Origin of the sequence: Nocardia sp. AB354, assembly GCF_049538315.1 — a bacterium.
Lineage (GTDB): Bacteria > Actinomycetota > Actinomycetes > Mycobacteriales > Mycobacteriaceae > Nocardia > Nocardia nova.
In genome coordinates, this window is sequence record NZ_JBMVFU010000002.1 from 439,533 (window position 1) to 465,746 (window position 26,214).

Annotated in this window: 20 protein-coding genes; 9 read left to right on the forward strand and 11 right to left on the reverse strand. The window is 68.8% G+C overall.

What is annotated here, in order from left to right:
• Position 1: 1 nt before the first annotated feature.
• From ACPCUW_RS04600 to ACPCUW_RS04610, 3 genes are all read left to right on the forward strand, one after another.
• A complete protein-coding gene (locus ACPCUW_RS04600) occupies positions 2-928 on the forward strand; it encodes an alpha/beta hydrolase (protein ID WP_423423749.1) in 927 nt (308 codons plus the stop codon).
• A gap of 124 nt (positions 929-1,052) precedes the next feature.
• Positions 1,053-2,843 carry an AMP-dependent synthetase/ligase gene (locus ACPCUW_RS04605; RefSeq protein ID WP_423423750.1) on the forward strand — a complete coding sequence of 597 codons (1,791 nt, stop codon included), beginning with the start codon at positions 1,053-1,055 and terminating at the stop codon, positions 2,841-2,843.
• A 169-nt stretch (positions 2,844-3,012) separates the two neighbouring features.
• Complete coding sequence (locus ACPCUW_RS04610) at positions 3,013-3,438, forward strand: VOC family protein (RefSeq protein WP_064902061.1); 426 nt, start codon at positions 3,013-3,015, stop codon at positions 3,436-3,438.
• Between the two features lie 48 nt (positions 3,439-3,486).
• Here ACPCUW_RS04610 and ACPCUW_RS04615 read toward each other — a convergent pair whose 3' ends face one another.
• Positions 3,487-3,912 (reverse strand): tautomerase family protein, encoded by a 426-nt coding sequence (locus ACPCUW_RS04615; protein ID WP_063019032.1) that lies wholly within the window; start codon positions 3,910-3,912, stop codon positions 3,487-3,489.
• A 38-nt stretch (positions 3,913-3,950) separates the two neighbouring features.
• Positions 3,951-4,652 carry an SDR family oxidoreductase gene (locus tag ACPCUW_RS04620; RefSeq protein ID WP_423423751.1) on the reverse strand — a complete coding sequence of 234 codons (702 nt, stop codon included), beginning with the start codon at positions 4,650-4,652 and terminating at the stop codon, positions 3,951-3,953.
• Between the two features lie 119 nt (positions 4,653-4,771).
• Here ACPCUW_RS04620 and ACPCUW_RS04625 point away from each other — a divergent pair, with 119 nt between their 5' ends.
• Positions 4,772-5,281 carry a winged helix-turn-helix transcriptional regulator gene (locus tag ACPCUW_RS04625; RefSeq protein ID WP_423423794.1) on the forward strand — a complete coding sequence of 170 codons (510 nt, stop codon included), beginning with the start codon at positions 4,772-4,774 and terminating at the stop codon, positions 5,279-5,281.
• Here ACPCUW_RS04625 and ACPCUW_RS04630 read toward each other — a convergent pair.
• Positions 5,248-6,513 carry a S1C family serine protease gene (locus ACPCUW_RS04630; protein ID WP_423423752.1) on the reverse strand — a complete coding sequence of 422 codons (1,266 nt, stop codon included), beginning with the start codon at positions 6,511-6,513 and terminating at the stop codon, positions 5,248-5,250. The genes ACPCUW_RS04625 and ACPCUW_RS04630 overlap by 34 nt on opposite strands.
• Positions 6,514-6,727: 214 nt before the next feature.
• Between ACPCUW_RS04630 and ACPCUW_RS04635 the strand changes: the two genes are divergently transcribed.
• Complete coding sequence (locus ACPCUW_RS04635; RefSeq protein WP_423423753.1) at positions 6,728-8,434, forward strand: molybdopterin-dependent oxidoreductase; 1,707 nt, start codon at positions 6,728-6,730, stop codon at positions 8,432-8,434.
• A 158-nt stretch (positions 8,435-8,592) separates the two neighbouring features.
• On the opposite strand, the gene ACPCUW_RS04640 is transcribed toward ACPCUW_RS04635, so the two are convergent.
• The 7 genes from ACPCUW_RS04640 to ACPCUW_RS04670 form a co-directional block, all read right to left on the reverse strand.
• Entirely contained in the window at positions 8,593-10,083 is a 1,491-nt protein-coding gene (locus ACPCUW_RS04640) for a DHA2 family efflux MFS transporter permease subunit (protein ID WP_423423754.1), read from the reverse strand.
• 93 nt (positions 10,084-10,176) lie between these two features.
• Complete coding sequence (locus tag ACPCUW_RS04645; RefSeq protein WP_030514941.1) at positions 10,177-10,875, reverse strand: PadR family transcriptional regulator; 699 nt, start codon at positions 10,873-10,875, stop codon at positions 10,177-10,179.
• A gap of 251 nt (positions 10,876-11,126) precedes the next feature.
• Entirely contained in the window at positions 11,127-14,999 is a 3,873-nt protein-coding gene (locus tag ACPCUW_RS04650; RefSeq protein WP_423423755.1) for a multifunctional oxoglutarate decarboxylase/oxoglutarate dehydrogenase thiamine pyrophosphate-binding subunit/dihydrolipoyllysine-residue succinyltransferase subunit, read from the reverse strand.
• 150 nt (positions 15,000-15,149) lie between these two features.
• Entirely contained in the window at positions 15,150-18,893 is a 3,744-nt protein-coding gene (locus tag ACPCUW_RS04655) for an ABC transporter ATP-binding protein (protein WP_423423756.1), read from the reverse strand.
• Between the two features lie 84 nt (positions 18,894-18,977).
• Positions 18,978-19,772 (reverse strand): ABC transporter permease, encoded by a 795-nt coding sequence (locus ACPCUW_RS04660; RefSeq protein ID WP_423423757.1) that lies wholly within the window; start codon positions 19,770-19,772, stop codon positions 18,978-18,980.
• A complete protein-coding gene (locus ACPCUW_RS04665; protein WP_423423758.1) occupies positions 19,769-20,698 on the reverse strand; it encodes an ABC transporter ATP-binding protein in 930 nt (309 codons plus the stop codon). The genes ACPCUW_RS04660 and ACPCUW_RS04665 overlap by 4 nt, the downstream gene beginning before the upstream one ends.
• Positions 20,695-21,441, reverse strand: a complete 747-nt coding sequence (locus tag ACPCUW_RS04670; RefSeq protein WP_063019543.1) for a hypothetical protein — start codon at positions 21,439-21,441, stop codon at positions 20,695-20,697. The genes ACPCUW_RS04665 and ACPCUW_RS04670 overlap by 4 nt, the downstream gene beginning before the upstream one ends.
• Before the next feature lie 162 nt (positions 21,442-21,603).
• Here ACPCUW_RS04670 and ACPCUW_RS04675 point away from each other — a divergent pair, with 162 nt between their 5' ends.
• Both ACPCUW_RS04675 and ACPCUW_RS04680 read left to right on the forward strand, forming a co-directional pair.
• A complete protein-coding gene (locus ACPCUW_RS04675) occupies positions 21,604-22,539 on the forward strand; it encodes a helix-turn-helix domain-containing protein (RefSeq protein WP_423423759.1) in 936 nt (311 codons plus the stop codon).
• On the forward strand, positions 22,460-22,888 hold the full coding sequence (locus ACPCUW_RS04680; RefSeq protein ID WP_063019541.1) for a VOC family protein: 429 nt from the start codon (positions 22,460-22,462) through the stop codon (positions 22,886-22,888). The genes ACPCUW_RS04675 and ACPCUW_RS04680 overlap by 80 nt, the downstream gene beginning before the upstream one ends.
• Before the next feature lie 58 nt (positions 22,889-22,946).
• Here ACPCUW_RS04680 and ACPCUW_RS04685 read toward each other — a convergent pair whose 3' ends face one another.
• Positions 22,947-23,984: a glutathione S-transferase family protein gene (locus ACPCUW_RS04685; protein ID WP_423423760.1), complete on the reverse strand. Its 1,038-nt coding sequence runs from the start codon at positions 23,982-23,984 to the stop codon at positions 22,947-22,949.
• Between the two features lie 65 nt (positions 23,985-24,049).
• Here ACPCUW_RS04685 and ACPCUW_RS04690 point away from each other — a divergent pair, with 65 nt between their 5' ends.
• Together ACPCUW_RS04690 and ACPCUW_RS04695 are read left to right on the forward strand one after the other, a co-directional pair.
• Entirely contained in the window at positions 24,050-24,844 is a 795-nt protein-coding gene (locus tag ACPCUW_RS04690; protein WP_063019539.1) for an enoyl-CoA hydratase/isomerase family protein, read from the forward strand.
• Between the two features lie 94 nt (positions 24,845-24,938).
• Complete coding sequence (locus tag ACPCUW_RS04695) at positions 24,939-26,195, forward strand: class I adenylate-forming enzyme family protein (RefSeq protein ID WP_063019537.1); 1,257 nt, start codon at positions 24,939-24,941, stop codon at positions 26,193-26,195.
• Positions 26,196-26,214 lie beyond the last annotated feature (19 nt).

Here is a 26,214-nt window from a genome sequence, read left to right on the forward strand (position 1 = left end):
GATGCCTGGTCTTTCGAAACCCTTGTCCCTGCCGCTGCCCGTCGCGCGGGCCGTCCTCGGGCCGATGTTCCGGTTCGCGATGCACAGCCGGCTGCCGTGGGAGGCCCAGCGCTACCTGCTCGACGCCGGTTCGGTGTTGCAGAGGCTGCCCGCCGGCACCCGGGTGCATCGGATGCGGCTGGGCGGCCGTCCCGCCGAGCGGGTGACCGCCGGACCGGCCGACGGCCCGGGTGCGGTGCTGTATCTGCACGGTGGTGGGTACACCATCGGGTCGCCGGCCACCCATCGGTCGCTGGCGGCGCATCTGGCGCGCGAAATCGGTTGTCCGGTCTATGTTCCTGACTATCGGCTGGCGCCGGAACATCCGTATCCGGCCGCGCTCGACGATGCCGAGGCGGCCTTCCTGGAGCTGGTGTCCACCGGACTCGCGCCGCAGCAGATCGCGGTGGCGGGCGATTCCGCCGGCGGCGGACTGTCGCTCGCGCTGGCGTTGCGGTTGCGCGACCGGCACGGAATGCGGCCCGCCGCACTGGGTTTGATCGCCCCGTGGGCCGATCCGAACGAGCTGCCGGCGCGCGAGCGGGATCTGGTGGTCAACAAGGCGTGGTCGCGGTTGTGCGCCGCCGCCTATCTGGGCGACGGCGATCCGCTGGATCCGGGCTACGCGCCACTGCTGGGGTCCCTGGGTGGGCTGCCCGCGACCTACGTCCAGGTCGACGAGGGCGAGTTGCTGCATTCGCAGTGCGTGCGCCTGGCGGCGGCGCTGCGGGCCGCAGAGGTGCCGATGCAGTTCTCGGTGACGCGCGGGCTCTGGCACGTCTCGCAGTTGCAGGCGTCGCTGGTGGCGCCGGCCGCGCTCGCCGCGCGCGAACTGGCGGGATTCCTCGGTCAATCGCTGCAACCAGCGCAAACCGGATCCATAGGATAGAAGCCGTAGGACAGGTTCCGCCCGGCCGCACCCACGTCGAAAATCCTCGACCGGGCGGCCGGGCGGAACCTGCCGTTGCGGCTGGCGTAAATTACTGGCGAGTAGACCACGTGGAAGGGCACCGATGCGAGAGTTCGAAGTCCCGGCTACCTACACCATCCCCGAAGACGCCAATATGTCCGATGGCGCCTTCCGGCACGCCGAGCGCACGCCCGGCCTGGTGGTGTTCAACAGGCCGGACGGCAAGGGCGGTTGGACAGATGTCACCGCGGCGGAGTTCGCGAAGCACGTCACCGCGGTGGCCAAGGGACTGATCGCCTCGGGCATCGAACTCGGCGACCGGGTCGCCATCCTGGCCTCCACCCGGTACGAGTGGGTCGTGCTGGACTTCGCCATCTGGGCGGCCGGCGGCTGCACCGTCGCGATCTTCGACAGCTCCTCCGCCGAACAGGCGCGCTGGATCCTCTCGGATTCGGGCACGAAGCTGATCGTGGTCGAGAACGCCCGGCACCGGGCCAGCATCGCCGAGATCGAGGACGGTCTGCCCGAATTGGGTGAGCCGCTGGTGATCGACGACGGCGCGATCGACACCCTGGTCGCCCGCGGCAAGGACCTCGGCGACGAGGTCGTGCACGAGCGCCGCAAGCAGGTCGAGGCCGCCTCGCCGGCGTCGCTGATCTACACCTCGGGCACCACCGGCCGGCCCAAGGGCGTCATGCTCTCGCATGCCAACCTCTACGCCGAATCGGCTGCCGACCGCGCCGCGATGCCGCAGTTCCTGAAGCCGGGCCACCGGTCGCTGCTGTTCCTGCCGCTGGCCCACGTCTTCGCCCGCGCGGTCGCGCTGGCGGCCTTCGACGCCGGTGTCACCGTCGCGCACACGGCCGACTGGTCGACGCTGGTCGAGCAGTTCGGCGAGTACAAGCCGGACTTCATCCTCTCGGTGCCGCGGGTGTTCGAGAAGGTGTTCAACGGCGCCAAGCAGAAGGCGCACGACGGCGGCAAGGGCAAGATCTTCGATCTCGCCGCCGACACCGCCGTGGAGTACAGCCAGGCACTGGACAACGGCGGCCCGGGGCTGGTGCTCAAGGTCAAGCACACCGTGTTCGACAAACTGGTCTACGGCAAGCTGCGCGAGGCCATGGGCGGGCGCTGCAAGTCCGCCGTCTCCGGCGGCGGCCCCCTCGGCGCGCGGCTGGGCCACTTCTTCCGCGGCATCGGCGTCACGATCTACGAGGGCTACGGCCTGACCGAGAGCACCGCCGCTGTTTCGGTGAACACCCCCGAGCACCTGAAGGTCGGCTCGGTGGGCCGCCCGCTCGGTGGTCACGCCGCCAAGGTGGCCGACGACGGCGAGCTGCTGCTGCGCGGCCCGGTCGTCTTCGCCGGGTACTGGAACAACCCGACAGCGACCGAGGACGCCTTCGACGACGGCTGGTTCAAGACCGGCGATCTCGGTGCGATCGACGAACAAGGCTTCATCACGATCACCGGCCGCAAGAAGGAAATCATCGTCACCGCCGGCGGTAAGAACGTCTCCCCGGCGATGCTCGAGGATTCCCTGCGCTCGCATCCGCTGATCAGTCAGGTGATGGTGGTGGGCGACGGCAAGCCGTTCGTCGGCGCGCTGATCACCCTCGACCCGGAGGCGCTGCCCGGCTGGAAGACCCGCAACAACGTGCCCGAGGACACCCCGATCGAGAAGCTGATCGAGCTGCCCGAACTGACCGCCGAGATCGACAAGGCGGTCAAGGACACCAACAAGCTGGTCTCGCACGCGGAGGCGATCAAGAAGACCCGCATCCTGCCGGTCGACTGGACCGAGGAGAGCGGTGAGCTGACGCCGAAGATGTCGCTCAAGCGCAACGTGGTGATGAAGAACTACGCGGACGAGGTCGAGGCGATCTACGGCTGAGCCCGCCCGAACGCCGAACGGCCCGCCTTCTCGAAGGCGGGCCGTTCGGCGTTTCGACGTGCGACGATATGCGCGATATCCGGCGATGATTTTCTCCGGCTGCCGCCGTCTCATCTGTGGGGCCGCGGCCGCCGGCCGCAGGCCCGTATCCACTCCGGAGGAGGCAATCGTGAAGTCGGCTACCGCATATCTGTTGTTCGACGGTGATGCCGAGGAGGCATTCACCTTCTATCAGTCGGTCCTGGGCGGGGAACTGCAGATGGTTCGCTATCGCGACATGGGTGACGGCGGTGGCGGGAACCTGCCCGAAGAGGTGGGCAAGCGAATCGCCAACGCCGCGTTGACCTGGCGGGAGGATCAGCTGCTGATGGGGTCGGACTGTCCGCCCGATCAGCAGATCAACCACGACAACGTGCCGTTCAGCGTCTGCCTGGATATGGACGACGAGGCCGAGGCCGGACGGATCTTCACCGGGCTGTCCGCGGGCGGACAGGTCACCATGCCGCTGGGCAAAACCGAGTGGGCGAAGCAGTTCGGCATGGTCACCGACAAATTCTCGGTGCCGTGGATGATCAATCTGTACGGCGGCGAATAGATTTCGACCGCACGCCGTGACCCGCCGGGCGGCGTCGGTTGTGGGGAGCTAGCTGTAGGGAATGGGCTCGTTGGCACGCGCCCACGCCTTTTCTGCCTCGCTGCCGGCGTCCGGTGGGAACAGTCCGTCGATCATCCACAGATCGCGCGGGGATTCGTAAGTGTGGAATTCCCAGTGCAATCCACGCGCGCCGGTGTAGGGCTCCATGATCGAGTTGAGCCGCTGCGTCGATCGCTTGCGCATCTGCGGGTCGTCCAGATGGCGGGCGAGATGTTCCACGACGATTCGCACCGTGTTGTTCGACGGCTTCCCGCCGACGAAGAAGGACGTCTCCTCGATCTCCTGGAACAGCACGACGACGTAGAACTCCGGCAAACCGAAGGAGGCGTACAGCGCGGTGATGTCCCGGGCGAAATCCTGTTTGTCGGCGTCGGAATAGGTGTCGGCGGGGTGATGGACATGCCATAGTGGCATCGGTGGTTCCTTTCGAAAGATGATGTGCGGTAACGGGTTCAGCGGGAGATGGCCAGTGCGAGGCCCTCGACGGGGCCGGACAGTGCCGCCTTCACGCCGCGCGTGACGTCGTCGACCAGCACTTCGGTATCGCCGCGCAGTACGCCGTCGAAGACAGCCTCGGCCACCACGCTCGGCGCGAGCTTGTCGCCGGGGAGGCGCCGCACCATCTCGGTATCGGCGAATCCCAGATGGACGCCGACCACCTGCGTGTGCTGTGCGGCCAGCTCCAGCCGCAGCGAATTGGTCAGCGACCACAGCGCCGCCTTCGACGCACCGTAGGCCGCCGCGCCCGCGGCCCACGACAGCACCGAATGGATGTCGATCAGGACGCCGCCGCCGTTGTCCGCCAGAATCGGCGCGAATGCCTGGACTACCCGCAGCGGGCCGAAGACGTTGGTGTCGAACGTGGTGACGATATCGGCCATATCGGCGCTCAGCAGCGGTGCGGGGAGGAGTACACCGGCATTGTTCACCACGATCTCGACGTCGCGGGCCCGCAAAGCCGCGGCGGCGACCGAATCGGCGTCGGTGACGTCCAGGGCGAGCGGCTCGACGCGGGGGTCGCCGGCGGCCTTCGGGGCGCGGGCGGTGGTGTAGACCTTGGCGGCGCCGCGCCTGAGCAGCTCGTCGGTGAAGGCTCTGCCGAGCCCCCGCTGCCCGCCCGTCACCAGTGCGACCGCGCCTTCGATTCCGGCCATCTCTCGTCCTTTCGGATCGTTCGGGGCGACTGCCCACCCTCTGGATAACGATCTCGTTAGTTAGATGACAGCACAGCTCGCTGAGTAACGCAAGCGTTAGGTAACATGGTCTCGTGTCGATGATGTTCGAGCCGCGACTGAACGACCGGGACGCCTGGTCGATCGGTGACCGATGTTCGGCCGGACGGGTGCTCGAGTTGCTCAGCACGCGGACGGTATTCCTCGTCGTGCGCGAATGTTTCTACGGGACAACCCGATTCGAGGACTTCACGACCCGGATCGGAACGTCGGCGCCGGCGGTGTCGCGTGCGCTCAAACAGCTCGAATCCGCGGGCGTCGTGGAACGGGTGCCGTATCGCGAACCCGGCCGGCGCGAACGCGCGGAATACCGCCTGACCGCCGCCGGTGAGGATCTGCTGCCGATATTCCTGTCGCTGATGCAGTGGGGCGACAAATATCTGCAGGACGGAAAGCCGCCGCTGTCGTTCGTCGACCGGGAATCCGGGGCGGTGGTGGGGGTGCGGGTCACGCCTGAGCAAGTGCCGGACACGAAGGCCGATGAGATCGAGATCCGGCTGAACTCGTCGGTGCCGGGTCAGCCCACGGGACCCTGGGCGAGCGACGCCTGACCGGACTCGCTCTGTCCCGAGCGGTCCACCCAGGTGAGCGTGACGGTATCGCCCGGGTGATGCTGATCCATCGTGTTCGTCATGGTGGTCGCCGAATCGATGCCGTGACCGTCCAGCCCGGTGATCACATCGCCCGCGGCCAGGCCCGCGGCCTGTGCCGGACCGCCACTCACGATATTGCGCACCAGCGCACCGGAGCCGTTGGCATCGCTCATCGTGATACCGAGGAACGCGGAATCGCCGATGTGCACGCGGTCCGAACTCTTCCCCGCCTGGATCTGCGCGGCGATCGTCTTCGCCTTGTTCATGGGAATCGCGAAGCCCTGACCACCGCTCGCGCCGAGCTGGAAGCCCTGGGACGCGGCGGTATTCACGCCGACCACCTGGCCGGAGCTGTTGATGAGCGGACCGCCGGAATCACCCGGCTGAATGTTCGCGGCCACCTGGATGAGACCGGTCAGCTGCTCGGCGGCGCCGGCCGATTCGTCGCTGGCGGTGATGGAGCGGTCCAGTGCGGTGACGCGTCCGCCCGCCGCGGTCGGGGAGCCGGTGCCGCCCGCGTTGCCGACACCCACGATGGCGTCGCCGACCTTCACCTGGTCCGAATCGCCGAGCGGCGCCGTCTGCAGTCCGGAGGCGCCCTGCAACTTCACCACGGCCAGATCGTCCTGACGGTCGAATCCGATGACGCTGCCGCTGTAGGTGCGGCCGTTGCCGAGATCGGTGGCCGAGATGTCGGTGGCGCCCTCCACGACGTGGTTGTTGGTGAGGATGGTGCCGTCCGATCCGAGCACGATGCCGGTTCCGGCGCCCGCGCCGTTCTGCATCCCGAGTTCGGTGTTGATCACGACGATGCCCGGCACCACCGCGTTCGCCGCCTGTTCCAGCGCCGCGGACTGCGGTTGCGAATCGACCGGCTGCACCACCGAACCCTGGCCGTGGCCGAACGGGGCCGCCTGGCCGGGGCCGTGGGCGTCGATGCGGGAGCCGACCAGGGCGATGGCGAGCGCCACCACCGCGACCAGGGCCGCCAGCATTCCGAAGGTCATGCCGTGCCGTGGCGCGCGTCCTCGCGGCGGATACTGCTGCGGGTAGGGGTACTGCCCCGGGTAGGGCGGCTGACCCGGATACCCGTGCGGACCGTACGCCCCCGACCGTGGTTCGTCCGGTCCGGGCTGGTGCGGCCGATTGCCCTCGTTCGGATACACGCTCATCACGTCCTGTTCGGTCACATCCTGTGTGTCGGCTCGGACCCGGGCCCCGACGCATTCGGATCCTCTATCAATTAAGCGCGCGATTCCTGAGAAGGGGCTGGGTGCTTGCCGTGGAACCGCCGACATGGGCCGGATCACGTCCGGCTTCGAGTTCTGACGAATCTGTGACGCTGTGGTCGATGCGCTCGTTCGGGCGGGTTCACCGGGGGGAATCCGCAGTACGCTCGCCGTTATGGCCGGATCGGGACTGCGCGCGGCCTGCGGAATCGTGTCCGCGGGGCTGGCGCTGGGCGTCGCGGAGTTGGTGTCGGTGCCGGTGGGGGCGGGAAGCGCGCCGCTGGCGGCGATCGGGGCGACGGTGGTCGATCACACGCCCGACGGGGTGCGGGAATGGGCGATTGACACCTTCGGCACCGACGACAAAATGATGCTGTATCTGCTGATGGGCGTGGTGGCGCTGATCGTCGCGGCGCTCGTCGGGGTGGTCGAGCGAACCGCGCGGCCGATCGGATCGGTGGTGCTCGGCGTCTTCGGCATCGGGGCGGCGTGGGCTGCGCTCGAACGCCCGGCCGCCAACTGGACCTGGGCGCTGCCGTCGGTCGTGGGGGTGGCGCTGGCAATCGTGTCGCTGCGGTGGTTGATTCGGCGATACGAGGTGTTCGGTGCACCGGCGATGGTGCGGGGTGGTGGTGCGGTGCCCGATCCGGCGAAAGCCACTGCGGCGCAAGAGGACCGGGCTCACGCGCCAGAAATTCCGATCGAGCGTGGAGCAGCCGAGGCGGGCTCGGGTGGCGGTGCGCCCTTCGAGGGAGACGACGCCCGCCTGAGTGCGCGCGGAGCCACCTGGCCACGCGTGGTGAAACCCGATGTGGCGCGGGTCGATCGACGGCAGGTGATGCGGGGGATCGTCGGGGTGGGAGTACTGGCGGTGGCGGCCGGAATCGCCGGGCGCGTACTCGGGGCGAGCGCGCGCAGTGTGGCGGGGGAACGGGCGGCGGTGCGGTTGCCGCCGCCGAATGTGCCTGTGCCCCCGGTGGATCCGTCCGCGGATCTGCGAGTACCGGGACTGGCGTCGTATCTCACCCCCAATTCCGGCTTCTACCGGATCGACACCGCGCTGACCGTTCCGCAGGTCAGCAAGGAGACGTGGTCACTGCGGATCCACGGCATGGTGGACCGCGAAATCCGGCTCGACTACGCCGATCTGGCGCGCCGGCCGTCGGTGGAACGCTTGGTGACGCTGACCTGCGTCTCGAATCCGGTCGGCGGCGATCTGATCGGCAACGCGAGCTGGCTGGGTTATCGGCTCGACGCGTTGATCGCCGAGGCCGGGCCGCATCCGGACGCCGATATGGTGTTGTCGCGCAGTGCCGACGGCTTCACCGCCGGAAGTCCGCTCGCCGCGCTCACCGACGGCCGCGACGCCCTGCTCGCGGTCGGCATGAACGGCGAGCCGTTGCCCGTGGAACACGGATATCCGGCCCGGTTGGTCGTGCCCGGACTCTACGGTTACGTCTCGGCCACCAAGTGGGTCACCGAACTCGAGATCACGAGATTCGATCGTGCCCAGGCCTATTGGACACGGCGCGGCTGGTCCGAACGCGGGCCCATCAAGACCGGCACCCGTATCGACACCCCGCGCGGTGCCGTCCGGGCCGGGAAGGTGACCATCGCCGGTGTGGCCTGGGCGCAACATCGCGGTATCGACGCCGTCGAGGTCCAGATCGACAACGGCCCGTGGCAACCCGCCCGCCTGGCCGCCGAACCGTCCGTCGACACGTGGCGGCAATGGAGTTACGACTGGGACGCCTCCGCGGGAACGCATACGGTCCGCGCCCGCGCCACCGACGGCACCGGAACGGTTCAGACCGCGGAGGTCGCCGACGTCATTCCGGACGGGGCGAGCGGCTACCCCTCGCGGACGATCCGAGTCGGGTAGACGCGCGACCTCCGCCGGCGCGGCCGAGCGGGGGAAATGCGGCCCGGCGCCGATCGGCTACGCGCACCGCGTCGAACACGGCGAGGTCCACGTGGCAGCACTGCCACGCGGACCTCGTATCGCGCTGTCGCGCACCCTGTTCGGCGCGCCGACCGGGCTCAGCCGGGGATGCCTGCCTTCTCCGGCTCGGTACCCGCCTCGGTCTCCTCCTGCTGCTTCTTCGCCGAGTTACCGACGAACAGGGCCGAAGCCACCACACCGATCAGCAGAATCGCGCCGGGCAGGATCATCGCCTGGCCCAGGGCCGTGCTGAATTTGTCGAGGATCTGCCCGGGGATGTGGCCCATCCCGGTGCCGCCACCCTCGCCGAACTGGCCGCTGCCCAGCCCCTGTGCGGACATGCGGGCCGAGATCAGCGCGCTGATCGCGGCGCTACCGAGCACCGAACCGACCTGACGGGTGGTGTTGTAGACACCCGCACCGGCGCCCGCCTGATGAATCGGCAGGTTGCGGGTGGCGGTGGAGGCCAGCGGAGCCCAGATGCAGGAGTTCGACAGACCGGCGACGGCCGCGACCACCAGGAATACCGCGATGGAGCTGTCCGGCTTCATCAGCGCCGCGAAGCCGAAGACGGTCAGGGCGAACACCAGGAATCCGATGGTGGGCAGGATGCGCGGCGGCATCCGGTCGGAGATCTTGCCGATGAACGGCGCGGTCAGGCCGGTGACGATCGCCATCGGCGCGAAGACCAGCGCGGCCCGGGTCGGGGTGTACTCGCGCACCGCCTCCAGGTAGAAGTACGCCGGCACCATCAGCGAGGTGACCGCGGCGCCCATCGCGGCGATCGCGACGCTCGACATCGAGAAGTTGCGGTCGCGGAACAGGCTCAGCGGCACCAGTGGCTCGTCCTTGTTGCGCGCCTGGTTCACCACGAACAGCCCCAGCACCACCAGGCCCGCGATGATCATCGCCCAGATCCAGGCGTCCCAATCCCGGGTATTGCCCTCCTGGATGCCGAAGACCAGCAGGAACATGCCGATACCGCTGAGCACCACGCCCACGAAATCGAACTTGTGCTGGTGGGTTTCCAGATTCGGAACCAGCCACACCGCCAGCGCGAACGCCACCACGCCGATCGGCACGTTGATGTAGAAGATCCAGTTCCAGCCCTGCCAGTCGACCAGCACGCCGCCGAGGATCGGGCCGACCAGTGTCGCGAGGCCGGCGACGCCGCCCCACAGCCCCATCGCCGCACCGCGCTTGTCCGGCGGGAAGGTGCGGGTGATGACGGCCATGGTCTGCGGCGTCATCAACGCCGCGCCCAGGCCCTGCACCGCGCGGGCCGCGATCAGCATCTCCACATTGGCCGAGACCGCGCACCACAGCGAGGCCAGCGTGAAGACCGCCAGGCCGGCCAGGTAGATGTTCTTCGGTCCGAAGCGATCGCCGAGGCGGCCGGTGACCAGCAGCGGCACCGCGTAGGTGAGCAGATAGGCGCTGGTCACCCAGATGACTTTGTTGATGTCGGTATGCAGATCCTGCATGATCGCCGGATTGGCCACCGCGACGATGGTCATATCCAGCAGGATCATGAAGAATCCGACGACCAGCGCGGTCAGCGCCAGCCACGGATTTCTTTGCGATGTCATAGATTTCGTTCCTGTTCCCGGCATCGATCGACGACGACGACCGATGGGTGGTTCGTATGAAGGTCTCGGGGCGCGCCGCGTACCTGCGCCCGATCAGTGCTCGGCAGCGGTCGCACCACCTTTCCGCAGCTCGGCGAGTACGTCGTCGGTCAGGGCCGCACCCCAGTCGTGACCGAGGTCACCGGTTCTGTTGGGGCAACGGGTTCCGCCCTCGTCGAATTCCAGCCACGGCAGCGAGCCGTCACGCAACTCCTCGGTGAGACCGCGCAGCCACGTGACCTCGTGTTGTGCGACACCTCGCAGATAGTCGATCACCATCCAGTACCGGCGGGGTACCTCACGGGAGCGCGCCCATTCGCGAATGGCGTCGAGTTCGGTGATGTCGTTGTCCAGCCAGCCGATCCGCTCGGTGATCAGGGCGATCACCTCCTCGACCGGAAGATTGTGTGCCTCCGCCAAGCCGATGGGAAAGATCGGATACTCACGAGTCGGCTGCCGGACGATATCGGCGATCCGGGTACGCAGCGCCGCGGTACCCGCTTCGGTGATGCAGTAGGTGGTGCGTTCCGGCCGGTTACCCGAACGCTCGGTACCCTCCGCCTGGACCAGTCCTTGTTCGGCCAGCCGGGTCACCGTGTGATAGAGCGAGCCGGGGCGAATCTTGAGCAGATTGTCCTTCCGGCGTTTGAGCAGCAGTTGGTACATCTCGTACGGATGCATGCGGTCTTCTTCCAGCAGCGCCAGTACCGAGATCGCCAACGGCGTCAACGTGGCACCCGGCTGCTTGGACATCGGTCTCGACTCCCTTCGTCGCTGCCGCCGCACACTACGCGGGCGGACCGACATGTTCCGGCTCAAATATTCCACGCCGAATATACGACGCGGAAGTGGGGCCGCACAAGACTGTTTCACTCATTACGACGATCGAGGACTCCCGAATGTGACGCGGCCGGATGTACGGCGCCGCTCGGGCCCCGGATACGACGAACGCCGGGCCGGACCGCTCGGCAGAGCGATCCGACCCGGCGTCCGGGCGATACGACCTAGTCGGTGGGGGCGAACGCCTCGTCGACGATCTCCTGCTGCTCCACCGCGTGCACCTTCGACGAACCCGAGGACGGGGCCGACATGGCGCGGCGAGAGATGCGGCGCAGCTTGTTGAACCGGTCCGGCAGTATCTCCGGCAGGTTCAGCCCGAAGAACGGCCAGGCGCCCTGGTTGGCCGGCTCCTCCTGCACCCACGCCAGATCCGTGGCGTTGGGGTAGGTCGCGAGCTTCTCGTTGAGCCGGTAGGACGGGATCGGATACAGCTGTTCGATGCGCACGATCGCGACGTCGTCACGGTTCTTCTTGGCCTTCTCGGCGACCAGCTCGTAGTAGAGCTTGCCGCTGGTCAGCAGGATCCGCTTGACCTTCGACCGGTCGCCGTCGCCGCTCTCGTAGGTCGGCTCCTCGAGCACCGAGCGGAACTTCGCGTCGGTGAAGTCCTCGACGTTGGAGACCACGGCCTTGTTGCGCAGCATCGACTTCGGGGTGAAGACGATCAGCGGGCGGCGGATGCCGTCGAGCGCGTGCCGGCGCAGCAGGTGGAAGTAGTTCGACGGAGTGGAGGGGACCGCCACCGTCATCGAACCCTCGGCGCACAGCTGCAGGAACCGCTCGATGCGGCCGGAGGTGTGGTCGGGACCCTGACCCTCGTGACCGTGCGGCAGCAGCAGCACGACCTCCGACAGCTGACCCCACTTGGCCTCGCCGGAGGAGATGAACTCGTCGATGATCGACTGCGCGCCGTTGACGAAGTCGCCGAACTGCGCCTCCCACAGGACCAGCGCGTCCGGGTTGCCCAGCGAGTAGCCGTATTCGAAACCGACGGCCGCGAATTCGCTCAGCGCCGAGTCGTGCACCGCGAACCAGCCCGGATTCTCGCTGCCGATGTTGTGCAGCGGGGTGTACTCCGCACCGGACTTGCGGTCGATGATCACCGAATGCCGCTGGGTGAAGGTGCCGCGCCGGGAGTCCTGACCGGTCAAGCGCACCGCGCGGCCCTCGTCGATCAGCGTGCCGAAGGCGAGCAACTCGGCGAAGGCCCAGTCGATCTTGCCCTCGTAGGCCATCTCCCGGCGGCGCTCCAGCACCGGCTTGACGCGCGGATGCACGTTGAAGCCGTCCGGCACGCCGAGGAAGGCGTCGCCGATGCGCTGCAGCACCGACTTGTCCACGGCGGTGACGACGGTGCCCGGAACGGTCTGCTCCTGCTCGACCGATTCACTCGGCTCCGGCGGGTACTTCTCCAGCTCGCGGACCTCGTTGAACACCCGCTCCAGCTGACCCTGGTAGTCCCGCAGGGCGTCCTCGGCCTCTTTCATCGAGATGTCACCGCGGCCGATCAGGGCCTCGGTGTAGGACTTGCGGACGCTGCGCTTGGTGTCGATGACGTCGTACATGTACGGCTGGGTCATCGACGGGTCGTCGCCCTCGTTGTGGCCGCGACGGCGGTAGCAGATGAGGTCGATGACCACGTCCTTGTGGAACTTCTCGCGGAAGTCGGTCGCCAGGCGCGCCACCCAGGTGCAGGCCTCGGGATCGTCGCCGTTGACGTGGAAGATCGGCGCGCCGATCGACTTGGCGATATCGGTCGAGTACTCGGTGGAGCGGCTGTTCTCCGGTGCGGTGGTGAAACCGATCTGGTTGTTCACCACGATGTGCACCGTGCCGCCGACGCGGTAGCCGCGCAGGCCCGACATGTTCAGCGTCTCGGCGACCACACCCTGGCCGGCGAAGGCCGCGTCACCGTGCAGCATCAGCGGCACGACCGAGAAGGTGCGAGCCTCCTCGCCCTTGGTGACCAGGTCTTCCTTGGTGAGCAGATCCTGCTTCGCGCGGACCAGACCCTCCAGCACCGGGTCGACGGCCTCGAGGTGCGACGGGTTGGCCGTCAGCGAGACCTCGATGTCGTTGTCGCCGAACATCTGGATGTAGGTGCCGTGCGCGCCGAGGTGGTACTTCACATCGCCCGAGCCGTGGGTGGCGGCCGGGTTCATGTTGCCCTCGAACTCGGTGAAGATCTGCGAGTACGGCTTGCCGACGATATTGGCCAGTACGTTCAGGCGACCGCGGTGCGGCATGCCGATGACGACCTCGTCGAGCCCGTGCTCGGCGCACTGGTCGATGACGGCGTCCATCATCGGGATGGTCGACTCGGCGCCCTCCAGTGAGAAGCGCTTCTGGCCGACGTACTTGGTCTGCAGGAAGGTCTCGAACGCCTCGGCCGCGTTCAGCCGCGACAGGATGTACTTCTGCTGGGCGACGGTCGGCTTCTCGTGCTTCTGCTCGACCCGCTGCTGAATCCATTGCAGCTGTTCGGTTTCCAGGATGTGGGTGTACTCCACACCGACGTGGCGGCAGTACGCGTCGCGCAGCACCGACAGCACGTCGCGCAGCTTCATCCGCTCCTGGCCGTGGAAGCCCGCGACGTTGAATTCACGGTCGAGGTCCCACAGGGTCAGGCCGTGCTGGGTGACGTCGAGGTCGGGATGACTGCGGAACTTGTCCTTCACCAGCCGCAGCGGATCGGTGTCGGCCATCAGGTGGCCGCGACTGCGATACGCCGCGATCAGCTCCTGGACGCGCACGCTCTTGTCGACACCGCGCTCTTTGATGTCCTTGCGCCAGCGGACCGGCTCGTAGGGCACACCCATGCCGTGGAAGATCTCGTCGAAGAATTCGTCGGAGATCAGCAGGTTGTGGATGGTGCGCAGGAAATCGCCCGACTCCGCGCCCTGGATGATGCGGTGGTCGTAGGTGGAGGTCAGCGTCATCAGCTTGCCGATACCGATCTCGGCGAGCTGCTGGTCGCTCATGCCCTGGAATTCGGCCGGGTACTCCATGGCGCCCGCACCGATGATCGCGCCCTGACCGGGCATCAGCCGCGGCACCGAGTGGTTGGTGCCGATGGTGCCCGGGTTGGTCAGCGAGATGGTGACGCCGGTGAAGTCCTCGGTGGTGAGCTTGCCGTCGCGCGCCCGGCGCACGATGTCCTCGTAGGCGCTGTGGAACTGCGCGAACGACATCGTCTCGGTGTTCTTGATCGCCGCGACGACGAGAGTGCGGCTGCCGTCCTTGCCCGGCAGGTCGATCGCCAGGCCGAGGTTGGTGTGCGCGGGGGTGACCGCGTTCGGCTTACCGTCGACCTCGGCGAAGTGGCGGTTCATGTTCGGGAACGCCTTGACCGCCTGGACGATCGCGTAGCCGAGCAGGTGGGTGAACGAGATCTTGCCGCCGCGGGTGCGGGCGAGGTGGTTGTTGATGACCAGCCGGTTGTCGATCATCAGCTTCGCCGGGATGGCGCGCACGCTGGTCGCGGTCGGGATGGTCAGCGACGACGACATGTTCTTGACGATCGCCGCGGCCGGTCCGCGCAGCACCTTCGACTCGTCGGCGGCCGGTTCGGCCGGGGAGGTCTTGGTGGGAGCGGCGTTGGAGGTCGGCGCCGGGGTGGTGCTGGCCTGTGGCTTGCTGCCGCGGGCCTGCGGCGGCGCGGCGGCGGCCGAGACGGCGGCGGTGGCCTTGGGCGCGGCCGGAGCGGAGGCCGCCGGGGCGGCGGGCGCCGGGGCGGCGGGCGCCGGCGGCGGCGCGGGCGCCGGGGTGGGGGCGGTCTTCGGCGCGGCGTTGTTGACGTTCGCGGGGGCCGGAGCCGGAGTGGCCGGCGCGCTGGGGGCGGCGGTCGGCGCGGAGGCGGCGGGAGTGCTGTTGGCTATCTCACCCGGCGATTCCGGTGTGTAGTCGGCGAGAAACTCGTGCCAGCTCTCATCGACCGACGACGGATCTTGCTTGTACTTCTGGTACATCTCGTCGACGAGCCACTGGTTCTGTCCGAACTGGGATGTTGAGCTGCTCACAGCAGGTGTTCGCCTCATTTCGTTCTTCGCGCTGCGACGTTTGTGACGTGCCCGGCACGGGTCGATCGGCACGATGTGCGCCGATGCGCCCTTTCTGAGGATAGGCCCAGCCGTGACAGCGTGCCCCAGCGCGGCCATGCGTAGGCGCACCGCCGCGCCACTGTCCGGTTAACCACCCCCGGACAGACCCAGCCTCATAGGTGACGACTCGTCCCCGGTCGAGAATATTCCTTCGTCGGAATCGGCTGCCTCCCAGAGTCGGTTATAGATTCCGCGCTCCGCCAGTAACTGCTCGTGCGCGCCGAATTCCACGATCCGGCCGTGCGCGACAACCGCGATCCGATCGGCGCGCGCGGCGGTCGCCAAGCGGTGCGCCACGATCACCGTGGTGCGCCCGCGAGCCAGCGATCTGCTCGCTACCAGCACCTTTTCCTCATTGGCCGGATCCAGCACCGCGGTGGCCTCGTCGAGCAGCAGCAGATCCGGGTCGACCAGCTCCGCGCGGGCCAGCGCGATCAGCTGGCGTTGCCCCGCCGACAGTCCGCGTCCGCCCTCGCCGATCGGCTGGGCCATACCGCGCGGCAGCGTCTCGATCATCTCGAGTGCGCCGACCGCCGCGGCGGCCCGGGCGATGTCGGCCGATGTGGCACAAGGTTTCCCGAATGCAATGTTGCTAGCGACGTCGCCGGTGAACAAGTGAGCTTCCTGAGGGACCACGCCGAGCCGGGCGCGGAACCGGTCGAGCCGGTAGTCACGGATATCGATCTCGTCGACGCGAATGGATCCGGAGCGTGCGCCGGCCCCGTCTCCGCCGGAATGCGAACGGGGAAGGTCGTAGAGGCGCGCCAGCAGTTTGACCACCGTCGATTTGCCGGCCCCGGTCTCTCCGACCAGCGCGAGGGTCGAGCCGGCCGGGATGTGCAGCGAAATATCTTCCAGCGCAGGCGTTCTGGCGTCGGGGTAGCGGAAGGTCACGCGGTCGAAGCGCACGTCGCCGCGCAGTCCGTCCTCGATGTCGACCGCATCGGCCGGATCGGGAGCGATCGAGGACGGCGTGTGCAGCAGCGTTTCGATGCGGCGCAACCCCACCCGGGCCTGCTGGTAGCCGTCGAAGACCTGGGAGAGCTGGGTGATCGGCCCGAACAACAGGCTCAGGTAGAGCACGAAGGCCACCAGCGTGCCGGCCGTCGTGGTGCCGTGCGCGACCTCGCGAGCGCCCAGATACACCACCGCCGCCTGCGCCAGATCCGCCCACGCCAGCACGAACGCGAAATACAGCGCGATGGCGCGCTGGGCCCGCAACCGGGCTCGGCGGTATCGATCGGAGTAGTCGGTGAACCGGCGGGCGGCCTCGGCCTCGTGGCGGTAGGCCTGGGTCGCGCGCAGACCCGCGACGTTCTCCTGGAAGTCGGCGTTGACCGTGGCCACCCGTTCCCGCGAGGCCGAATAGGCCGAGGCCGAGACGCGGCGGAAGAACACTGTCGCCACTATCAACGGCGGCAGCGCCACGAACACCACGACGGCCAGCGCGGCGTCGATCACCAGCAGTGCGATCACGATGCCCACGACCGTGACGAGGCTGATCAGGGCGGTGCCCAGCCCGGTTTGCAGGAAGGTCGACAGCGCGTCGATATCGGTCGTCATCCGCGTCATGATCCGGCCGGACAGCTCGCGCTCGTAGTAGTCCAGGCCGAGTCGCTGCAGGTGGGCGTAGCTGCGCACCCGCAGCCCGTACAGCACCCGCTCGCCGCCGCGCGCCGAGAGCCGGGTGTTGAGGGCCTCGGCCACCCAGCTCAGGAACACCAGCACCACCCCGGCGACGGCCGCGACCGCCAGTACGGCGCTGCGATGCTGTCCGACGCCGTCGTCGAGTGCGAATCGGGTGAGCGCCGGGAACGCCACCGAGATGGCCGCGTCCACGGCCAGCAGCGCGACCACGGCCGCCAGCAGCCGGCGCACCGGCCGCAGCAACCGCACCAGCCGGAATCTCGGATCCGGCTGTTCCAGCTCGCGATCGTCGAGCTCCGGTTGTTCGGTCGCCGGAGCCAGGCTCGTCAGCGCGGCCCGCATCTCGGGCGGCGCATCCGGTTCCGAACTCGAATCCTCGGCAGCCGCAACGAGTTCGGCATCCGGGAATCCATCCGGGCCCGGCTCCACGATACGGCCGCCCGGTCCAGGGAGACGGATCACCCGATCCGCGTGTGCCAGGGTCGATTCGCGGTGCGCGAGGATCAGCGTGGTGCGGCCGTGGGCGGGCAGGGCGTCGAAGATCGCGGCCTCGGTGACGGCGTCCACCGCGGAGGTGGCGTCGTCGAGGACGAGGACGCGCGGGTCGGCGAGCAGGGCGCGCGCCAGGGCTAGGCGTTGCCGCTGCCCTCCGGAGAGCGTGAGGCCGCGCTCGCCGACGACGGTGTCGTAACCGTCCGGCAGGGCGCGGATGAATTCGTCGGCCGCAGCCATCCGGGCGGCCGCGCGGATCTCCTCGGGACCGGCATCCGGTGCCCCGAGCGCGATATTGGCGGAGATGGTGTCGGAGAACAGGAACGGCTCGTCGAAGACGACGCCGATCGCCTCGCGCAGATCGGCGGCCCGCACCCGCCCGATATCGATCCCGGCGGTCTCCGGATCCTGGTCCGCCCCGAAGAGGCTGATCCGTCCCGACTCGGGCGCGTGGAATCGCGGCAGCAGCAGTGTCAGCGTCGATTTTCCGGAGCCGGCCGGTCCGATCACCGCCACCGTCTCGCCGGGGCGCACGGTGAGATCGAAATCGTGCAGCACCGGGCGTCCCGGGTCGAATCCGAAGGTGAGGCCTCGGATGTGCAGCCCGAGCGGCCCCTCCGGCAGCGGTTGCGGATCGGGCGGGTCGATGGTCTCCGGAGCCTCGTCGATGACCTGATAGACGCGTTCGGCCGCCGCCCGGGTCAGCTGCGCCATGACCAGGACGTTGGACAGGATCCGGGTGCTCGACGCCATCATGGTCACGTAGGTCGCGAAGGCCAGGAAGGTGCCGACGCCGATCACCGAACGCAGCGCCAGCGTGCCGCCGAGGACGATCACGATCACCAGCCCGGCCTGTGGAATCGCCGACACCGTCGGCGCGAACCGGGAATCGATGCGCGCCGCGCGCATCCGGTGGGCGTAGAGCCGCCGCCCGTGCTCCTCCAGAATCCGCACCATCCGCGATTCCTGGCCGAAACCCTTCACCACTCGCACGCCGGTGACGGTTTCCTCGACGTGCTGGGCCAGATCGGCCGCCCGCTGCTGCGCCGACCAGGTGGCCGCGTGCAGCCGCGGCCGCACCCGGTACACCACCAGCGCCAGCACCGGCACGGTCAGCAGCGACACCAGGGCCAGCGGCGGCGAGAGCACCAGCATGGCCACCGCGGCGAAGACGAAGATCAGCAGCGAGGCGGCCGAGAGCGGCGCCATCGCGAGCAGCCCCTGCACCAACTGCAGATCGCTGATCGAGCGCGACACCACCTGGCCGGTGCGCAACCGGTCCTGTCGCGGTCCGTCGTAGCGGTGCAGCGCGGTGAGCAGGTCCACCCGCACCTCGTGCTGGACGTCGAGCGCCAGCCGTCCCGCGAGCCAGCGCCGCCCGTAGGTCGCCGCGAAGCGGGCTATGGCCAGGGCGACCAATATCGCGGCGATCGGAGCGAGTGCCCCGACCTCGCCGGCCCGGGCCCGGTCCAACGCGGCCTTCGCGGCCAGGGGTGCCGCGGCCTCCGCGCCGGCTCCCGCCACCACGGCCAGAACGACGCCGGACAGCACCCGCGGATGACCGGCGCAGGCAGTCCAGAGCCGTCGCAACCAGCCGCCGCGGCCCGCATCGGGCGCGCGGCGGGACGGTGCCGCCGCGGCCGAGCCGGCGTCGCGGCGGGATCCGGGGTCGAGGGTTTCGGTGTCGTTCATGTCGATTCGACGGTACCGACGCGCCCCGACACCCGGCGTCTCCCGCACCCCGTGCGGGAAATTCCACCCGGATCGGCTGTCGAATCAGATGTCGCGCGTGCGCAGATACCACCAACCGGCCGCCCCGGCGGCGATCGCCCAGACCACCAGCACCACGGCCGAGGCCGCATTCGGCGGCAGGAACGGACTCTCGGGGAACGAACCGACCGCGACCGAGCCGATGGTGGCCGAACCCGGCAGCAGCACCACCACGCCCGCGATGCCCGCGCCCTTGGCGACCAGCCAGATCAGCGGTTCCAGGATGAACAGCCATCCCGCCATCGCGATCACGGCCAGATTGGGTGAACGCACCAGCAATCCCAGGCCCACGCCGATCACGCCCCAGCACACCGCCGCGAGCAGGCCGCCGCCGAACACCCCCACCAGTCGCCAGCCGAATTCGACGGTGTGCCGCCCGAAGGCCAGCAGGCCCAGCGCCGCGCCCATCTCCGCGCACGCCGCGAGAACCAGCGAATAGGCCGCGGCCACACCGGCTTTCGCGCCGAAGAGCACGTTGCGGTCGGGCGTGAACAGCGCGGTGAGTTCCATGCCGCGGTAGCGGTATTCGTCGCCGGCCGCGACCGCGCCGCCGATCGCCGCCGCACCCACCGCCACCGCGATCGCCAGATACAACCCGACTGTCGCGGTCCCGGTGACCAGCGCCTCGCGCGGTTGTGGACCCGACCCGCGCAACGCGGAGGCCGAGGCGACGACGAAGCCCACGGCCGCGAGCACCGGGGGCAGCATCCAGCCGGAGCGCACCGCGGTGATCTTGCGCAGTTCGGCGGTCGCCGCCCGGTTCACCTCGGCGGGAACGGTGGGCAGGGTCGGCAGCATCATCGCGTTCCGTACATGGTCGCAGGGGCGGGGGCGGGATAGGCCGGCGGCGCGGACGATTTGGTGAGGATGGCCAGCACCCGATCCGGGTGGACGGGTTCGGCCACCACCTCGCCGAGATGGACCCGGGCCAGCGCCGCGGCGGCCTCGATCTCGGCGCGAGAAGCCTCGGCGACGGCAAGTCGGCCGTCACTGCGCATCACCGCGTCGGTGAAGCCCTGCGCGGCCAGCGTGGTGGCCAGCGCGATCGGGCTCGACGCCGCGACCACCAGCCGATCCGGATGGTTGCGCCGCAGCCGCCGCGGACTGCCCTGATAGGCCACCGAACCGGCCGAGAGCACGATCACCTGATCGCAGACCGGCACGGCCGCGGCCAGGCTCTGCGAGGTGAACAGGGTGGTGCCACCGCGCCGGGCATGAGCCCGTAGATAGTCGAAAAGCCATGCCCGCTCGGGCGATTCGAGACCTTCGAACGGGTCGTCGAGCACCAGCAGGCGCGGCTGTGCGAGCAGTGCCTGCGCCACCGCGAGCCGCGTGCGCAGGCCGTCGGGAACATCCCGCACCCGCGTGGCGGCGGCCTCGTCGAGGCGCAGCATCGCGAGCAGGGCGTCGACCCGCTCGTCGTCGACACCCGCGGCGGCCGCGTACACCCGCAACTGGGCGCGCACGGTCCGGGCCGGGTGCAGTCCGCGCGGCTGCAGCACCGCGCCGATCCCGCCGCCGTCGAAGGTCTCGGCGACGCCGGAATCGGCTCGCAGCAGTCCGAGCAGAATGTGGATCAGCGTGGATTTTCCGGATCCGGGCGGGCCGACGAGGGCCGCGGTGGTGCCGGCCGGAACCGAGAACCCGACATCGCGTAAGGCGACCACACCCTCGAACTGCTTGTGCAGTCCGCTGACCGAGACGGCGAGCGAGCGGGCCGCGCTCATCGCTGCTCGGCCGTCGAACCAGAGGCGGTGCCGTCCGGATTACCCAGTGCCGGAAGCGGATCGGCGTCGATCACGGTACCGCGTGCGGTGCGGCCGGACCACCGCATCGGTGCGGGGCCGAATGCCTTGTGCGCGTTGCCGATCACATTCTTTCCCAGGGCGCGGTTGCCGAATCCGCCGACGGCCGCGCCGATTCCGGCCGGCAGGATCTTGCCGAACATGAGCATGCTGCGCTTGGTGACGAACTGGACGACGAATCGCTTCATCAGCGATTCGTTCATGCCCTTGATGCCCGGGATCCGCTCCGCCAGCAGCGTGCCCCAGTTCTTGGCCGAATGGCCCACGCTCTGCTGCACGATCTCCATACCGCTCTCGCCGAGCACCACCGCCAGCACCAGCGCACGCCGGCGTTCCTTGTCCTCGGGGGCGACGCCGTGGACGGCGGCGACGGCCAGGGTGAAGACGGCCGAGGCCTCGAGGAAGAAGGTGGTTTCCGCGCTCATCGCCGCGAGCGAGGTCAGGGTGCCCACCCCGGGCACGGCGGCCGTGGCGCCGACCGCGGTGCCGCTGCCGGTCACGGTCGTGAGATAGATCTTCTCCAGCCGATCGAGGATCTGAGCCGGACTCTCGTCCGGATGTGCCCGGCGGAACCGGTCGACGTACTTCGCGACCGCGGGAGCCTGCACTTGTGCCCCGTTGTCCAGCAGTGACCGCACGGCCTTTTCCACGCCGCTGTCGAACATCGGTAACGCACCCCTCTCGTCCGGTCGGCACAAACTCTAGTGGTGCCGATCCGACGGCCGCGGACGAAGTCGGCGACGGTGGCCGATACGGCCGTCGTCCGTGCAACGAACCGCGCCCGGGTCCGGTTCCACCGCGGCTCCGCGCCGCCTACCGTGGAGAGGGTGAGTGGTGTCTCCGCGGGAGCGCGCCGGTTGCCCGCCCCGTCGTTGCGGCCCTATCTCGGCCGCTACGACGGCTATCTGCTGCGCGGATTCGATCCGGGCGTGCACGTCGGCATGCCGAGTACCTCGATCACGGTGATCCTCACCATCGACGAACCGATCGACGTGCCGGTGTCCTCCCATCCCGACCAGGCCGGAGGCCGCTGGGACGCGCTGGCCGGCGGGTTGACGCTGCGGCCGACACTGATCGCGCACAACGGCTACCAGCACGGAATCCAGCTGGCGGTGACACCGCTGGGCGCGCGGGCGCTGTTCGGCATACCCGCCGGTGAGCTGGGGGAGTGGATCGTCGATCTATCGGATCTGCTGGGGCCCGAGGCCGAGCGGGTGCGGGAGCGGATCGCCGCGACCTCCGACTGGCGGGCGCGGTTCGCCGTGCTGGACGAGGTCTTCTGTGCGCGGGTCGCCGCGATCGATGCGCGCCGGCTCGAGATGGACGCCAATCTCCGCCGGGCCTGGCGGCTGCTGACCGATCCCGCCGGCGCACCCGCGGTCGATCGGGTGGCGCACGAGATCGGCTGGAGCAGAAGGCATCTGGCCGCGCGATTCGCCGGTGAGTTCGGCATCACGCCGAAGGAGGCCGCGCGGCTGACCCGCTTCGAGGTCTCGCATCGCATGGTGCGCCGCCCCGAGGTGAGCATCGCCGAGGTGGCCGCCGCGACCGGCTATTACGACCAGGCCCATATGGCCCGCGAGTGGCGCGAACTGGCCGGTTGCCCGCCGTCGGCGTGGCGTGCGCGCGAGGTGTTCCCATTCGTCCAAGACGACGGGGGCGCGGGCGAGAAAGGCTGGGTGCATGACCGAAACAACCGATACCGCAACGACCCGTACCGCGACGACGACCGCCCCGCTGTGGCCGACGTTCATCTACCGTGACGCCCCGGCGGCGATCGACTTCCTGCAGCGTGCCTTCGGCTTCGTAGAAGTCGCCCGCTACGGCACCGCCGACGTGGTCCAGCACGCCGAACTCGGCTGGCCCGGCGGCGGCGGGATCATGCTGGGTTCGCAGCGCGACGATTCCGCGCTCTGCGAGCAGCCGCCGGGGACCGGCTCGGTGTACATCGTCGTCGACGACCCGGACGGACTCTACGAACGCGCCCGCGCCGCCGGTGCGACCATCGTGCGCGGTCTCCGCGACGAGGACTACGGCTCGCGCGGATTCACCTGCCGCGATCCCGAAGGCGTGTTCTGGAGCTTCGGCACCTACGCGGGAACCTCCGCCTGACGAAACGACGCACGAGCGGATCCGGTGCGGAGGCGGGACAGCCTCCGCCCGGTGACGCTCAGACCCAGTCGGCGGCCGGAACCCGCTCCGCCGGCAGGGGCAGCGGAGGCGGGGTTCCGTCCCCGAAGGGCTTGCCGCCCAGTGCTTCTCGGCCGTGTGGTGTCAGCCAGCCCGACAGTTCCGGCCCCTTCGGCACGATCCCGGTCGGATTGATATCGCTGTGCACGATGTAGTAGTGCCGCTTGATCTGCGTGAAATCGATGGTGTCGCCGAAGCCCGGGGTCTGGAACAGGTCGCGCGCGTAGGCCCACAGCACGGGCTGTTCGGTGAGCTTGTTCCGATTGCATTTGAAATGGCCGTGATACACCGGGTCGAACCGCACCAGCGTGGTGAACAGCCGCACATCGGCCTCGGTGATGGTGTCGCCGACCAGGTAACGCTGTTCGCTCAACCGTTCCGACAACCAGTCCAGCGCGGTGAACAGCCGATCGTAGGCGGCGTCGTAGGCATCCTGGCTGCCGGCGAAGCCGCAGCGGTAGACACCGTTGTTGACCTCGGTGTAGACGCGCCGGTTCACCTGATCGATCTCGGCGCGCAGCGGTTCGGGATACAGCTGCGGCGCGCCCGGCCGGTGGAACTGCGTCCACTCGGTGGAGAAGTCGAGCGTGATCTGCGGGTAGTCGTTGGTGACCACCTGTCCGGTCGGCACGTCCACCACCGCCGGGACCGTGATGCCGCGCGGATACTCCGGGTCGCGCGCGAGGTAGGCGTCGCGCAGGAAGTGGATGCCCAGCACCGGGTCCACCTCGTCCGGATCGAGGTCGAAGGTCCAGCTGCGTTTGTCGTGGGTCGGCCCGCACAACCCCAGCGAGATCACCTGCTCCAGGCCGAGCAGCCGCCGCACGATCAGCGTGCGGTTGGCCCACGGGCAGGCCCGCGCCGCGATCAGCCGATAACGCTGCGGTTCGACGGGATAGCCGTCGCGGCCGTCGGCGGTGATCCGGGTCGTGATGTAGTTCGTATCGCGTTTGAATTCGCCGGGCTCGACATAGGTCGCGGTGTTCGAACCGGCGTGCTCGATCGGCGAGGTATCCACCGGACCAGTCTGGCAGACCGGCGGCCGGGGTACCGGTTACGACTGGTTCTGGATAGATTCGGCCGATGAGCGATTCGAAACCCACCCGGTTGGAGCGGACCGAGACCGAGGCCGGCGCCCAGCTCGCGATCATCACCATCGACCATCCGCCGTTGAACCTGTTCGATTCGGCGCTGCTGGGATCGCTCGCCGCCGATCTCGCCGAGTTGACCGCGAATCCGCCGCGAGCGCTGCTGATCCGCGCCGAGGGCAAGGTCGTCTCCGGTGGGGTCGACGTCCACGAATTCGACGGGCTGAGCGTGGATCAGGGCGCCGAACTGTGGCAGCGCCTGTTCCAGGGCATCATCCACCCGGTCGAGGCCCTGCCGTGCCCGGTCGTCTTCGCCGCCCACGGCCTCACCCTGACCGCTGCCTTCGAGATCTCGCTGGCCTGCGACATCCTGCTGGCCTCGCCGAAGGCCAAGTTCGGGCTGGTGGAGACGGTCGTGGGCCTGACGCCGTCGATGGGCGGCCCGCAGCGGCTGGCCGAGCGCGCCGGTTCCGGCCGGGCGCGGGAGCTGGTCATGACCGGCGACCTGTACGACGCGGCCACCCTCGCCGACTGGGGTGTGGTCAACGCGGTGCACGAGGATGTCGACACCGCGGCCCGGGCGCTGGCCGCCCGCCTCGCCGACGGCCCGACCCGCGCGCACGCGGCCACCAAGCAGATCATCGCGGCATGGCGTTCCGGCGGCGTCGAACATGCCGATTCGGTGACGCCCAAGGTCTCCGGTGAACTGTTCGAAACCGAGGATTTGCGGGGTGCGGTGCGCAGCTTCCTGGAGGTGGGCCCGGGGAAGGCGAGCTACACAGGGCGGTGATCGCCCGGACATCTTTGTCGCCTAACGCTCCGCGATTGTGATCTGCGTCATATAGTCACAGATGCCTGTTGATCGAGGCATCCGGAGGGACTTGATGACGCAGCTTCTGATCGAATATCCGCAGACGCGAAATCCGTGGTGCGGCAACCCTCTTGCTCGCGGTGCCGACGGCGTGCTGCGGTACGGAAATCTCAATCCGGCCCTCACCGAACTGCTCGATGTGCAGGTACACGCGTTTTCGGCTCGGGAGGCGGTTGTTGAAATCGGCGGTCCGCGGCTGACCTACCGGCAGCTGTGGCATGCCGCCTCCCGGATCGCCGGCGGACTGCAGGAACACGGAATCGGTTACGGCGACCGGGTTGCCGTGCGGATGCCGGTGGGCGCGCGCTGGGTCCAGGCCTTCCTCGGCGCCCTGTTGTCCGGTGCGGTGCCGGTGCTGGTGCACGACGGGCTGCCCGATGCCGTGGCCGCCCAGGTGATCGCGGACAGCTGCGCGGATTTCGTCCTCGACGGCGGCGGCGCGGACGCCGGGTACGCCGACTTCCCCGACGGCGCGGCCTTCATCGACGACGGTGCCTCGCTGAGCGAGCTCGCCCTGCTGTGCTACACCAGCGGCGCTGCGAGCCAGGGCCTTTCGGAGGCGCCGGGCGGTCCGCGCGGCGTCGAGTTGACCAACGAGAATCTGCTGTCGGCGGTGCGCTCGGTGGTGGGCGCCTTCGACTTGCCGACCGAAGGATTGCGCAATCTGGTCCTGATGCCGCTGGCGCACGCGAGCGGCTGTGTCGATCAACTGCTGCCGACCTTCGCCGTGGGCGGCACGGTCGTCCTCGCCCCGGATCCGGCGATGATCGCCGAGACGATCGTCGCCGAACGTATCGATATGGTGGCCGCGACGCCCCGCATCTTCGCGGGCCTGCTCCCGGAACTGGCCGGATTGCGGGCGGAGGGCGTGCGCCAGGTGTGCAGTGCGGGACATCGTGCCGAACTGGCCGCGACCGACGCCGGCACCGCCGAAATCGTCGCCGAGGCGCTGCGCGAGGTGTTTCCGCTGGCCCGGCAGTGGTCGGTATGGGGTGCGACCGAAACCAGCGGCATCGGATTGGCCCTGATGGACAGCGGCGTGACGCCGGGCAGCGACGTTCTCGGATTCCCGTTCGGCGGTACCGAATTGGCGCTGTGGGGGCCGCGGGCCGGGGTGGGCAGCGGCGAATTGCTCTGTCGCGGGCCGAATATCACCCCGCGCTACTGGAACGACCCGCAGACCACGCAATCGCGGTTCACGGGCAGTTGGTTCCACACCGGAAATCAGGTCAGCATCGACACCGACGGCCTGGTCCACCGCACCGGATAGCCGGTGCCGGCCGACAGGA